Origin of the sequence: Halalkalirubrum salinum (genome assembly GCF_005543295.1) — an archaeon.
GTDB lineage: Archaea > Halobacteriota > Halobacteria > Halobacteriales > Haloferacaceae > Halalkalirubrum > Halalkalirubrum salinum.
This window is the reverse complement of the sequence record NZ_SRSG01000029.1, coordinates 55,853-68,726: the sequence shown is the minus strand read 5'-3', so window position 1 is coordinate 68,726 and position 12,874 is coordinate 55,853. Positions and strand designations below refer to the sequence as shown.

General features: G+C 60.8%; 14 protein-coding genes. 5 read left to right on the top strand and 9 right to left on the bottom strand.

Translation table 11 applies throughout. From position 1 onward, the window contains the following. Window positions 1-24: 24 nt before the first annotated feature. The 5 genes from E5K03_RS17725 to E5K03_RS11455 all read right to left on the bottom strand — a co-directional run bounded on the left by E5K03_RS17725 (window position 25) and on the right by E5K03_RS11455 (window position 4,074). The gene (locus tag E5K03_RS17725) at window positions 25-159 is read right to left on the bottom strand and encodes a hypothetical protein (RefSeq protein WP_265338729.1); all 135 of its coding nucleotides are present in this window, start codon (window positions 157-159) and stop codon (window positions 25-27) included. 158 nt (window positions 160-317) lie between these two features. Then, window positions 318-1,364 (bottom strand): NAD(P)-dependent glycerol-1-phosphate dehydrogenase, encoded by a 1,047-nt coding sequence (locus tag E5K03_RS11470; RefSeq protein ID WP_138006980.1) that lies wholly within the window; start codon window positions 1,362-1,364, stop codon window positions 318-320. Window positions 1,365-1,460: 96 nt separating this feature from the next. Beyond that, window positions 1,461-2,144, bottom strand: a complete 684-nt coding sequence (locus E5K03_RS11465; protein ID WP_138006979.1) for a LysE family translocator — start codon at window positions 2,142-2,144, stop codon at window positions 1,461-1,463. Next, window positions 2,141-2,815, bottom strand: a complete 675-nt coding sequence (locus E5K03_RS11460) for a metal-dependent transcriptional regulator (protein ID WP_138006978.1) — start codon at window positions 2,813-2,815, stop codon at window positions 2,141-2,143. Before E5K03_RS11460 ends, E5K03_RS11465 begins: the two co-directional genes overlap by 4 nt. 65 nt (window positions 2,816-2,880) lie before the next feature. Further along, complete coding sequence (locus E5K03_RS11455; protein WP_138006977.1) at window positions 2,881-4,074, bottom strand: threonine synthase; 1,194 nt, start codon at window positions 4,072-4,074, stop codon at window positions 2,881-2,883. 146 nt (window positions 4,075-4,220) lie between these two features. On the opposite strand from E5K03_RS11455, the gene E5K03_RS11450 reads away from it, so the two are divergent. After that, on the top strand, window positions 4,221-5,219 hold the full coding sequence (locus E5K03_RS11450; RefSeq protein ID WP_138006976.1) for an alpha/beta hydrolase: 999 nt from the start codon (window positions 4,221-4,223) through the stop codon (window positions 5,217-5,219). A gap of 68 nt (window positions 5,220-5,287) precedes the next feature. Next, window positions 5,288-6,562 carry an NAD(P)/FAD-dependent oxidoreductase gene (locus tag E5K03_RS11445; protein ID WP_138006975.1) on the top strand — a complete coding sequence of 425 codons (1,275 nt, stop codon included), beginning with the start codon at window positions 5,288-5,290 and terminating at the stop codon, window positions 6,560-6,562. Window positions 6,563-6,836: 274 nt separating this feature from the next. Here the strand turns inward: E5K03_RS11445 and E5K03_RS11440 are convergent, their stop codons facing one another. Next, the gene (locus E5K03_RS11440) at window positions 6,837-7,517 is read right to left on the bottom strand and encodes an IS6 family transposase (protein ID WP_138006974.1); all 681 of its coding nucleotides are present in this window, start codon (window positions 7,515-7,517) and stop codon (window positions 6,837-6,839) included. A 207-nt stretch (window positions 7,518-7,724) separates the two neighbouring features. Between E5K03_RS11440 and E5K03_RS11435 the strand changes: the two genes are divergently transcribed. Beyond that, window positions 7,725-8,366, top strand: coding sequence for an HU family DNA-binding protein (locus E5K03_RS11435; RefSeq protein WP_240730010.1), 642 nt, complete (start codon window positions 7,725-7,727; stop codon window positions 8,364-8,366). Between the two features lie 276 nt (window positions 8,367-8,642). Here the strand turns inward: E5K03_RS11435 and E5K03_RS11430 are convergent, their stop codons facing one another. The 3 genes from E5K03_RS11430 to E5K03_RS11420 all read right to left on the bottom strand — a co-directional run bounded on the left by E5K03_RS11430 (window position 8,643) and on the right by E5K03_RS11420 (window position 11,636). Then, window positions 8,643-9,785 carry a thiamine pyrophosphate-dependent dehydrogenase E1 component subunit alpha gene (locus E5K03_RS11430; protein WP_138006973.1) on the bottom strand — a complete coding sequence of 381 codons (1,143 nt, stop codon included), beginning with the start codon at window positions 9,783-9,785 and terminating at the stop codon, window positions 8,643-8,645. Continuing rightward, on the bottom strand, window positions 9,782-10,822 hold the full coding sequence (locus tag E5K03_RS11425; protein ID WP_138006972.1) for an NAD(P)-dependent alcohol dehydrogenase: 1,041 nt from the start codon (window positions 10,820-10,822) through the stop codon (window positions 9,782-9,784). The genes E5K03_RS11430 and E5K03_RS11425 overlap by 4 nt, the downstream gene beginning before the upstream one ends. A gap of 85 nt (window positions 10,823-10,907) precedes the next feature. Next, window positions 10,908-11,636: a metallophosphoesterase gene (locus tag E5K03_RS11420; protein ID WP_240730009.1), complete on the bottom strand. Its 729-nt coding sequence runs from the start codon at window positions 11,634-11,636 to the stop codon at window positions 10,908-10,910. Between the two features lie 82 nt (window positions 11,637-11,718). Here E5K03_RS11420 and E5K03_RS11415 point away from each other — a divergent pair, with 82 nt between their 5' ends. After that, window positions 11,719-12,504 (top strand): DUF7839 domain-containing protein, encoded by a 786-nt coding sequence (locus E5K03_RS11415; RefSeq protein ID WP_138006970.1) that lies wholly within the window; start codon window positions 11,719-11,721, stop codon window positions 12,502-12,504. A gap of 100 nt (window positions 12,505-12,604) precedes the next feature. Continuing rightward, a partial coding sequence (locus tag E5K03_RS11410; RefSeq protein WP_138006984.1) for a hypothetical protein occupies window positions 12,605-12,874 on the top strand: 270 nt, incomplete at its 3' end.

Sequence of the window (12,874 nt, the reverse complement as noted above, 5' to 3'; positions counted from 1 at the left end):
CTTCGAGGGTCTTGCACTCTTCACTCATTCGTCAGCGTCGAGTCCTTGTTCGACGAGTTTGGCGTAGGCGTAGTCCATCCGCAGGCCGTTCTCGCGAGAGTATTCTTTGACTCGTTCGTGGAGTTCGCTTCCACGTTCGATGGCGATGTCAATTCGCATCCGATATTTAGTACGTTTTCTCGTATCTTAAAGGTTCGTATTGGCGTAGGGTATTCAGAGTGCTATCTCACGTGGGTAGCGGAGTATTCTGGCGCGATTCACGCCCGCCGTGAACGGCGAGATTCTCTCGCTGATTAAAGATAGTCAGTCAACCGGTATCAAATAACGCCGGTAACCGTCGCCGCCTCGATCGCAGCGTCCTCACTCACACCGTTGCCGAGGATCGTGTAGCGATCGCGGATCTGGTGGGCGGTCGTCAGTGCCTCGATGACCGTCTCCGGTTCGATGGCTAACTCCGCTGCAGTCGTCGGCGCGTCGATACTTTTGAGCGCCGATCGGATCGCCGTCCAGCGGCCGTCCATCCCACTGTGGAGATACTCTGTCATGATCGAGCCGACGCCGACCTGATGGCCGTGCAGCGCCGGCTCCGGGGCGATCCGATCGAGTTGGTGAGAAAACAGGTGTTCTGCGCCCGAAGCAGGTCGTGAGGAGCCCGCGATCGACATCGCCACGCCCGAGGAGACGAGCGCCTTGACGACGATCCACGACGACTCTTCGAGGCCCTTCTTGATTGATCCGGCGTTGTCGACGAGCATTTCGGCGGTCATCTCAGAAAGTGCGCCGGCGTACTCGGAGTACTCGACGTTTTTCAGCCGCTTTGCGAGCCGCCAGTCTTTCACCGCGGTGTAGTTCGAGATGATGTCCGCACAGCCAGCCGTGGTCAGTTCCCAGGGCGCTTGCGCCATAATTTCGGTGTCTGCGACGACCGCCAGCGGCGGGTCAGCGGCCACGGAGTGGCGGGTGTCGCCCTCAGGGATCGACGACCGCCCGGAGACGATTCCGTCGTGGCTCGCGACGGTCGGCACTGAGACGAATCCCAGACCGACATGGTCGGCGGCCATCTTTGCGATGTCGATCGGTTTGCCGCCACCGAGGGCGATGAGAAACCCAGGGTCGGTTTCCTCGGCGGCCTCGGTGGCTCGCTCGACCGCCTCGAACCCAGCGCGCTCGACGATGATCGTCTCCGCGTCGGGGAACTGCTCGCGGAGACGATCGCCCGCCAGCCGGTTCGGCGTCGGGCTCGTGATGATGAGCGGCGTGCCGGTCAGGTGGAGTTCAACGATCGCGTCCCCGGTCTGATCGAGGGTTCCGTGGCCGACGAGGACGTTTCGCGGCAGCTTGATCCACGTCGATTTGTCGAACATACACACTCCGTCGTGGCCCCAGCATAAAAACGGGACCGGTCCAGTGGAACGTGTGTGTCTCGGCAGGTCCGCTACAGGAGTGTCCCGGCAGGTCCGCTACAGGAGCGTCCCGGCAGCGTCTGCGAGAAAGATGACGCCGAAGAAAGCGAGTGCGATCGCACTACCGCCGGCGACGATCGGGGCAAAGGAGTCAACCCGCTCGCCGACACCCACAAGTGTCGCCGGAAAGCCGGTGATCCACACCACTATTCCCGAAAAGAAGCCGACGATGAGCGTCGGGCTTCCGGTGCTGACGACGAACGCACCCGCGAGATCGCCAACTCCCGGCAGGGCAGGCAGCGGAGCGAGGACGTCCAACCGACCGGGTTCGAGCAGGCCGACACCGATCGTTAACCAGAAGATGATCTGGTACGGATTCGTCAGCGCGAGGACGAACGCCTTCTGGAATCCCTTCCCAGTCTCGTCGGATCCAGCAGTGGCTCTGAACGTCTCCGTAGCGCTTCGGGCCGCACCGTACGCGAAGTACAACATCAACACCCCACCGATCGCGACCATCACCCCCCGAAGGGTTGGGAACCGCTCAACGGCCGACACGGCTCCGAACAGCGCGAGTACGAAGAACACGATATCGGCAGTCATTGCGCCCAGACCGGCACGAAAGCCTGCCGACCAGCCCCGGAGTACGCTCTCTTCGGCGATAATCGCATTCATTGGTCCGGGCGGGGCTGCGAGGGCGATCCCGAAGACGACACCGGCGACGGCAGTCGTCAGCACACTCATTGGGCCGGTTCGGCGATCGGCCGGACGCGAACCGACCGCGCGACGTCCTCTGGAAGGCTCTGCTCGTGTCCGTCTGGTGTCTTGACGGTTACCATACCGAATGGAGCGATCGCGACGATCTCGACGGCTGTCCCCGGAATAATCCCTGCCTCCGAGAGGTACTCGAGTTCCGCCTCGTCGCGATCGTTCACCCGAGCGACGACGACAGTATCGCCGACAGAGAACTCGCTCAGCCGGCCAGTATCGTCGACGTCGAGCGGCCTGAGGTCTGCACCCGGAATCGGATCGCCGTGCGGGTCAACCTCGGGGTGATCGAGCGCCGCCGCGACTCGCGCTTCGAACGCCTCAGAGATGTGGTGTTCGAGCCGATCGGCCTCCTCGTGGACCTCACTCCACGAATAGTCGAGATGTTCGGTAAGATACGTCTCGAGCAGCCGATGGTGCCGGATGACTTCGAGTGCGACCGTCTCACCCTCCTCGGTGAGTTCGACGCCTTTGTACTTCTCGCGATCGACGAGCCCGCGCTCTTCGAGCGTCCCGATCATACTCGTCACCGTCGGCGGTGTCTTATCGAGATACTCAGCGATCGCAGACGTCGACACGGGTGGCTCATCCTCGGTTTGGAGGACGTAGATGGCTTTCAGATAATCCTCCATCACGTCGCTGAGCATAGGTGGGGCTAATCCCGTCGCCCGCAAATAGGTATCGCCTCCGTGTGGGCACTTCTCACTCCGTTTTATACTCCCTGGCCCATCAAGTGGCTCCTCAGAATGTCAGGCGTTTTCAGTCCGCTTTCGGTGTTTACTAAGACGACCCGATCGCCCGGCTCGAAGCCGCCGTCCTCGCCGTAGGCCCACGCACCTGCCGCGGCCGCCCCGCCGCCGGCACCGGCTTCGAGCACCTCATTTTGAGCGATCGCGACTGCGGACGCGAGGATGTCGTCGTCATCGACGCGGATCCCGTCGCCGCCAGATTCCTCGATCGCCTCGACTGCGAGCGCGCCGCCGGCGGGATCAGGGACCTCAAGTTCCCCACAGATCGTGTCAGGCACCGCCCACGGTTCGGGTTCCACGAGGCTGCGCTCGAGGGCCGCGACGATCGGCGAACAGCCGGTCGGCTGGACGGCAATCAGCTTCGGCGTCGCCTCGGCCGCGCCGATCGCTTGGAGTTCGCGAAAGCCCTTCTGGATACCGACGACGAACTCACCGGTGCTCGCTGGAACGAAGACGTAGTCAGGGAGATTCCCGGCGAGATCGCGGTACAGCTCGTAGGCGATCGTCTTCGGTCCCTCGTGGCGGTACGGCGTCCTGAACTCCTGTAGCGGATAGTAGTCGGTTTTGAGCTGCTCATCGACGGCAGCTTCAGCGTCAGCGTAGCGGCCGCCGATCACGCGCATATCGCCGCCGTGGACGTTGATCATCGCCTTGTTCGAAAACGCCGATCGAGAGGGAACGAACGCGTAGGATCGAAGCCCCAGTCGGCCGAGGTACGCCGCTGCCGACTGGCCGCCGTTACCAGTCGATGGCAGTGCGACCGGTTCAATGTCGTCGGTCGCCGCGTGCGCTGCTGCCGCGGTGACGGCAATACTCATCCCCCGATCAAGCCCGCTAGCGGTCGGGTTGCGTCCCTCGTCTTTGATGTAGACGGTGTCGACACCGAGTTCTCCGGCGAGCCGATCCGTGCGAACGAGCGGCGTGTTACCCTCGGCTCCGGAAATCGCCGCGTCGCGCGAAAACGGCAACAGCGGCTCAAACGCCCAGATCCCAGCCGATCGGTCCGTCTGTTCGACGGCGGACAGATCAATCGCCTCGTAGTCGTACGTCGGATCGAGCGGTGCGCCACATGCCGGACACCGATCGCGGCGATCGGTTCCATACGTCTCACCGCAGCCGGTACACTCCAACCCAGTAACCGCTGACGTCCGCGCCATACGAGGCGTTTGGCCGCCGCGAACTAATCGCTTCCCGTCGGCGATCGAGAAGGAGCAGGCAAGCGATCGGTAGCTTCGTGAAGTCACGGTTAGCCGATAAACGACAACCGCAACGTTATGCGTGTTGCCGTCGCTGTGAGACACGTATGGGCCGTGAACCCACTGCCGCAGCGACTGGTACCCGCCGTCGATTCCTCACAGCCGCAGCCACGGCCGGCAGCCTCTCGATCGCCGGCTGTCTCGGAGATGATGGCCCGCCGGACGGAACGCTCGATTTCGACGGTTTCGATCCAGCGCCGGCGGAGTCACTTCCAAAGCTAACGCGGTATCGGACGGCAGACCGGAGTTTGCTCAGCTACCGACGCTACAACGCCGAGGCCGATCGACTCCTCATATTGGTCCACGGGGAAGCCTTCGACAGCCAGTACGTCGCGCCGCTGGCAAAATATCTGAGCGAAAACGCGATCGCGAACGTCGTCACACCTGACCTTCGGGGTCACGGTCCTGAACCGGAAACACCCGGCGACGTTGGGCACATCGATCACCTTCGAGAGGATCTCCGCGATCTGAACAACCACCTCTCCGACATCTACGACGAAGACATGCCCACGATCCTCGCCGGACACGCCTTTTCGGCTGGGTTAGCACTCAGAACCGGCTACGAGCCGTTCATTGAGTTTGCCGACGGCTACCTGCTTTTGTCGCCGTACCTGGGCCGGAAGGTACCCACAACACGGCCGTACTGTGGCGGCTGGGCGATCCACGACGAAGACTGGCTCGCCCCGCTCGCGGTGCTCAACGGGTTCGGGCTGACGAATTTCAACGATCGCACGATCGTCGAGTTCGACGTGCCCGACCAACACCGCGATGGTACCGAAACGACCGCGTACAGCTATCGCCTGGAGCGATCGTTCGTTCCCGATTGGGACGACGAGGATCGACTTATTGCGCCTGACGGACCGATTTTTGCCATCGTCGGCGCGAATGACGACGCGTTCGTTCCTGACGCGTACGATTCGGTGTTCAATTCGGTTCCCGAAAGTGAGGTTCGCGTGCTAGACGAAATCGGTCACTTCGGGACAGTCACAAGCGAGCGATCGTTCGAGCCGATCGCCGAGTGGGTCGCCCAGTTTGAACGAACATAATCCTGGAGGCGTGAGTAGGCGGGGCCGGTGTAGCAGGCTCTTTGTACCGACCGATCGAAGGAACCGCTATGAGAAAGACCTCTGTCGTCGTGGTTGGCGGCGGACTCGCCGGGCTCGTTGCTGCACGACGGCTCGCCGCAGCCGGGTGTTCGGTCACGCTATACGAGCGTCGCGAGACCGTCGGCGGACGGGTACAGAGCCGCGAACAGGACGGATTCGTGCTCGATCGCGGCTTTCAGGTGTTGTTTACCGCCTACCCAGCCGTCCAAGCAGAACTGGATCTGGACGCGCTCGACCTCCGGCCGTTCAAGCCCGGAGCTGTGATCGCACGGCCGGGCGAGCGATCGACGCTTTCGGATCCGCTCCGAGATCCAGCGGCGCTGTTCGAATCGCTGTTGAACCGCGAAATTACGTTTACCGACAAGGTCCGCACGCTCGCGCTCAGACAAGATCTCGCCGAGCGCCCGCCGGCGTCGTTCTTTTCAGGCCACGACACCACGATTGCCGAGTACCTCGACGAGTGGGGATTCTCCCAGTCGTACATCCAGAACTTCATCTCGCCGTTCTACGGTGGGATCACACTCGATCGCTCGCTGTCTACCTCCAAGGAGGTGTTTGCCTACACGTTCAAGATGCTCAGTACCGGCCAGATCGCGCTCCCCGCCGCGGGAATGGGTGCGATTGCCGACCAGCTCGCCGAGGCGGCACAGACAGAAGGCGTGCGGATCGAGACGGGCGATCCGGTCAACTCGATCGAAGAGACGTGCCGCCACGCAGTCGTCGACACCGAACACGATCGTCGGAAGGCCGACGCGGTCGTCGTCGCAACGTCACCGAAAGCGGCGATGCGACTGACCGGCGTCGAGTCGATTCCAACGGAGGCGGTCGGCTCGGTGACCCAGTACTATCGTCACCCGACTGATGTCCCGCTCGATACGGGGAACCGGCTCGTTTTGAACGCCGCTAACGCCTCACCGAACACAGTCGTTCCACTCTCGTCGATCGCGCCCGAATACGGCACCGACGACGCCGAATTGCTCTGTGCGACGTTTCTCGGATCGGCCGCACAGTCGCGATCGGACGTAGCCCTCGCTGCCGACACACGTGAGGCGCTCGCCTCGTGGTACCCGGAGCGATCGTTCGAGGGGCTCGAACCGATCGCGACCGATCGGATTCCGTTCTCGCAATTCGCCCAGCCGCCAGGATTCTTCGAATCGTTGCCTGACGTCCGTTCGCCCGATGGTCGCTGCTATCTCGCTGGCGATTACACCCGATGGTCCTCAATTCAGGGTGCAATGGAGAGCGGGCAGGTTGCGGCGAATGCGGTGCTCGAAGATCAGTGACCACTGACTGCGATCGCGGCTAGTGGTGTTCAACCGTTGAGTTGCAAGTCCCGACTCAGCTGATTAATTATCTACTAATATATAATTCTTAGAATATGTAACTTAAACAGTACGCATCGGTCCCAGTTTGGCACACAATTTCACCAGTTGAATCGGTCAGTACACTGGCTGAATTTAACTCTGTATAAAATATGTTATCACGAAGTGTCACCGTTCTACACATAATGTCCCGATTCGTGTTCGGTTTTAGATAAATATAGGACATGGGCACTGTCTAGTTGAGCATCGCCTCGACGGGCGTTTGATTATCTAGCGCTTGATTTGGTCGATCGTGGTTGTAGTGGTGGCGAAAGCGTTGTAACCAGCGGCGAGCGCTCGATTGACTGCCACGCCAAAACGAATGAAAGCGGTCGATCCGCATCGAAACAGTCTGGAACCACTTTTCAATGTGGTTCCGTTCTTCGTAGTCGAGCTGACCGCTCAGATCGTGTCGAAAGAGGGCAGTCAGATACCCACCAGCATCGACCAGAAACTCGGTGTCTGCCACGTCATGTTTCTCGGTTACTCGATGGAGAAATGCCGCCGCGGGATCGGTCCCGCGGCGGCTATATACGTCGATTTCAAGCAGTAACTTCGACTCTGTATCGATCGCCGCGTACAGCCACTTTTTTTCACCATCAACTTCGATTTGTTTCTCATCGACGGCGACCCGCGACGGCTCAGCCGTCGGCGGGTCGTCCTGAGCGTCGGCAAGATCGTGTGTCCAATTCCAGACCGCTCCGTGAGATCGATCGACGCCAAGTAACTCTAAGACGGCGGCAACTTCCCGCACTGACAATCCCATCGAATGGAGCTGCACCCCGAACACCCTGACGGGTGTCGGGGTGCGCTCGTTCTCCCAAACCTCATCACAATCGACATCTAACGTTTCTTTGAGCAGGTCTTCGAGTGTCATAGACACCACTCACTACGACCTGCTCGCTTCTCAAACTCCCTGAACTAGACAGTGCCAGGACATGGCAAAAGTAAAATTTTAAATATATTTATAAAACGTGAGAGAACTGTGAGTAAAGATATCATGTCCCAAAACGAGCTCTCGAGGCGAACCGTACTGCGGAGAGGTGTTATTCTCTCGACATCCCTCGGACTGGGCGTGGTAACAATGACTGCTCAGACCGCGGCGATGAACAAAGCGGAACTGATCGAAGCGATGGCGAGTGAATCCGGACTGAGCAAGGCGGACGCGAAGCGGGCGCTCGACGGGTTCACCCACGCGACAACGAAAGCTTTAGAGAAGGGCGACAGCGCCGCACTGGTGGGATTCGGATCGTTCAGTATCTCGAAGCGCTCCGCCCGGACGGGGCGAAATCCGCGGTCCGAAAACGGGCCAGTAGACGACTCACCGGTGACGTTCGACGTCTGTCCGGAGTTCGCGGCCGCCCTCGATCTCAACCCCGGCAAGGGTGACGAGGCCAGCGCCAAGTGCCGGGACGCCGACGTGGTGATCGACGCGAAGTATATCGCGAGTGAAACAGGGCGCAACTCGCACAAGGAGTTATCGGAGGACGACGCGAAGCGAGCGCTTGAGGCGTTCATCAACACGACAACGAAGGCCCTGAAGAAAGGCGATCGGCTATCCGTGGGTGGGAAAGAAGACGAGAATGAGGGCTTCGGCACGTTCAGCATCTCAAAGCGGTCTGCCCGGACCGGGCGAAACCCCCAAACCGGAAAAGAGATTCAGACCTCGGCGAAGAACGTGGTCAAGTTCAAGGCGGGTGCCGAACTCTCGAAAACAGTCAACTGAAAATTCAGCGGCGTGTTACCTGAGACCAGTTTATTCCGTCTCAATACCAGTTATTTCAAACCGTGCACCGCCGGCATCCCCTGCTGTTCCGTCAATATCCCACCCATGAGCCGTCGTGAATACAGCCGTGAAACGTGAAAATACAGCCGTGAAACGTGAAAATACAGCCGTGAAACGTGAAAATACAGCCGTGAAACGTGAAAATACAGCCGTGAAACGTGAAAATACAGCCGTGAAACGCGAAGCTGCATTAGCCGCAGATGCCGGAGCGTCCGGTCACTCTCGTTCGAACGCGTCTTTCCCGTGCCGATCGATCGCATCAATGAGTTCCTCACGCTGGCGATCGATCTCCGACGGCGCGTCCGCGTAGGCGTCCGCAAACATCTGTTCGGGGTCGGGTTTTTCCGACTCTGCGACGTCGATGATTTCGGCGACCTGATCGTCCGCGGCCTGTTCGATTGCGTCGATCGCTTCCTCGTCGAGCCGTCCGGTATCGAGGAGGAACGCTTCGAGGCGATCGATCGGATCGCGTTCGCGCCACTGTTCAACCGCTGCCGAGTCGCGATACACCGACGGATCGTCAGCAGTCGTGTGTGCCCCGTAGCGGTACTCGACGGTTTCGATCAGTGTGGGTCGGAGCCGGCCCTCCGGGGGATCGCGGGCGAGGTCGGCTGCGGCCTTCGTGACAGCATAGGAGGCCAGCGGGTCCATCCCGTCGACACGGATCCCTTCGAAGCCGTACGCTTCGGCTTTCGCTGCGAACGATTCTGCAGCCGTCTGCTCTTCAGTCGGGATCGAGATCGCCCAGCCGTTGTTGTGACAGACAAACACCGCGGGCGCGTCGAAGACGCCCGCGAAGTTCAGCGCCTCGTGGAAATCTCCCTCGCTCGTCGATCCGTCCCCGAAGTGTGCAACTGCGAGCCCATCGTCACCGCGGTAATCTGCGCCCATCGCCCAGCCGACGGCGTGTGGGATGTGTGCGCCGACGCCGATATTCAATGGAAAGACGTTGGCGTCAGCAAGCGCGGCGTTCCCGGACTCATAGCCCATCCAGTAGGCCAGATGTTCTGGCGGAAACTCCCGAGCGAAGAGCACACCATGTTCGCGGTACTGGTAGAACAGCCAATCCTCCTCAGCGAGCGCGTACGTCGATCCCACCTGGCTGCCCTCCTGGCCGGCCAGCGAGGCGTACGTGCCGATCCGGCCCTGTCGCTGGAGGCTGATCGCCCGCTCGTCGAACCGGCGGGCGGTGCGCATGTCGCGGTAGATCCCGACGAGTTCTTCGTCTGTCAGATCCGGAACCGTCGCATCAGCGAGCGGGTTGCCGTCAAAATCCAACACGCGAACGAGGCCGTCCTCGCCGGTTGCGAAGCTATGAGGGCCGATCGAGGCGTCGATGGAATCCGGAGTTCGGGTCAGGGAGTGATCACCGCTCTCCCTTCGATCTCCCCGTGTTCTAACTTTTCGGCAACGGTGTTTATTTCCCCGAGCGAGTACCGACTCGTGTGGAGGTCGACGTCACCGCGATCGACCAGCGCCATCAGCTCCTGCAGTTCGGTGTACTTGCCCACGAGTGTCCCACGGAAGCCGAATTCGCCGTTGACGAGCGCCTGTGAGGGCTCGTGAATGTGGCCGCCGTAGCCGACAATATGATGATCGCCGCCGCCTGCGGCGATCTGTGGGCCCATTGACGTCGTGACGTCCGCACCAACGAAGTCGATGATCTGCTGCGCACCCACACCGTCCGTGAGCGCTAACAGATCGTCAACGGCATCATCTCCGGACGGATCGAGCGTGTAGTCCGCCCCGAGTGATTCAGCGAGTTCGCGGGCCTCGGGTTTGATATCGAGTGCGACGATCTCTGCACCGCTCGTCGCCCGGAGGCACTGCAACCCGATGTGGCCGAGACCGCCAACACCAATGACGACCGCGTAGTCGCCGGGATTGAGCTTTTGTGTGGCCTTTTTGACCGCGTGGTACGCCGTGATTCCCGCGTCGGCGTGCGGCGCGATGTCGGTCGGATCGACGTCATCAGGCAGTGGGATAACCGCCCGATCGGACGTAAGCAGGTACTCCGCGAAGCCGCCATCCGTCGTCAGCCCCGGGAACGAGAGGTTTTCACAGTGCATGTCGTCGCCTAGCCGACACGGGCGACACGTCCCGCAGGTCATTACGGGGTGACAAATTACCTTGTCGCCGATCGAAACCGTTTCGACGTCGTCGCCGATTTCGACAACTTCTCCGGCGTTTTCGTGTCCGAGTGTCATCGGAAGATCCTGCTCAACGTAGTCGGTCCACATCCCCTCGATGATGTGATTGTCCGTTTGACACCATCCTGCTCCCTCGACCTCGACGACGACGTGGTTGCCCGCGTCCGCGCTCGGTCGATCGACCTCGTCGATCGCGAGTCCGTTCGCCATGTCGTGTGTGTACTCGTGCAATCGTGCTGCTTGCATGTCCGTATTGTAATCGGGGAAAATTGCACATAAACATTTGTTACAAACTCGCGGGCGGTAATTGTTAACTGTAATATAGAAACACTCACAGAACACTCCTGAGTTCCGATAGTGGCGGGAAATGAAGAGCTTCGTCAGCCTCCGAATCGTGTACGATCGGCGAGAACCCACTGATATCAGTCACATAGGGTGATCGAAGCGTCGAGGCGTCCGCGTTGTTCACGACGACACCCGGCGCGAGTCGATTGAACGCCGGAAGAACAAATACGGACGCGCCGTGGCGCTGATCGGAGCCCGAAAGGAAACACGGGTGACGGACACCTTCGATTTCGATCGCGGGGTGGTCGTGGCCGATCACGACGCGGCTCGGTTCGGCCGAGGACTCCACAGCCGCCAAGCGGTCCGGAACCGTATGCCCGTGGGTAATGAGCGTTTTCGGCTTCGCCTCAAGTTCGATCGCCGAGACGATAGATCCGTCCCAGACGTCCGACAGAGCAGTGTCGTGATTGCCTTCGACGATCGTCAGCGTCGCATCGTGGTCGGCAACGATCGCCGCGAGTGACTCGAGGGTTCGACGGGCGGCGATCGACGGCCCCGAAAAACTGTGGAGCACATCACCAGCAAAGACGACACGCGCTGGATCGAACCGCGCACACAGCGCGTCGAGTCGTTCACAGAGGTTGTCGTGTTCGCCAAGCGGGAACGCCACGCCGGCACACTCCTCACGGCCGATGTGCAGGTCCGCACAGACGAGCGTCTCTGCGCGCTGGAGGTACGCCGCACGATCGCAGATACGTATATCCTCAGAGCCCACGCGCGATCGTTCGAGTGGACACGGAAACCTCTGCCGACCGCATCCGCCCGGGTTTATGTGGCTGCCGGTATCAAAGATAGCTATGAGCGATGCCCTCTCGGACAAGCGGACCGCGACCCGGTTTCGCGTCCTCGCCGAGATTGCCGAACGACAGCCAGCGGTGAGCCAAGGCGAAATCGCCGCTGCGGTTGGCATCACAAGCCAGGCGGTCAGCGAGTACATCCGGGCACTCGACGAGGACGGGTTCGTGACGAAAGACGGCCGATCGCGCTACCGCGTCACCAAAGAGGGCGTCGAGTGGCTCTTTCAAGAGGCGAAGGCGCTGCGGCGCTACGCTGACCACGTGACGACTGACGTTTTGGGCGACGTCCAGGAGGATGCGGCGATCGCAACCGACGACATCGAGGCCGGCGAGGTGGTCTCGCTGTCGATCGAACAGGGACTCCTCCGTGCGACTCCCGGCGATGCGGGGCCCGCAACCGGGACCGCCACGACGGACGCCGCGGCCGGCACAGACGTCAGCGTCACCGGCTTCGAGGGCATTATCGAGATGGAACCCGGCGTCGTCACCGTCGTGCAGGTTCCGCCAGCCCGATCGGGTGGCAGCCGCGCGATCGACCACGACCAGCTTCGTTCTATCTGTACATCCGCGGACCTCATTACCGCAGCAGGCGTCGAGGCGGTTGTCTCCCTGCAGTCGATCGATCGCGAGCCGGCGGTCACAGTCGCGGCCGGGTCGGTGGCAGCCGACGCGGCCGCCCGCGGGATGGAGTGCGTCGTCGTCGCGACGATCGACGCCGTCGGCCGAATCACCGACACCCTTCGTGACGGCGATGTGACGTATGACGTGGTGACGATCGACGACTAGCGTTGCAGCCGATCGCTTCTGCTATGATCACTGGGACGCTCTATTATCAGTAGTTTGGAAAAACCACAATACTCATGTCGAGAGCGGGCCAATATTCGGTATGGACGTGAAACCCCGTTGTCGACGAATGGGATCGCTCGCAGTCGCCGCACAAGGCCTTTTGACTGCTGTCGCTCCGAGCCTGAGTGCGCGACTGACGAAACGCATGATTGCCAAGAGTTTCGACGGGACAGACGAACTGGTTGCTCGCCCGTCGTACCTCGCGCAGGTGCGGGCGATCGGGATTGGCATGGTCGCTGCCGGCGTGGCCGGCTACCTACTTGAGTCAGATGTACAGAGTGACGACGAAGATGACGATCCCGTTGGCTCG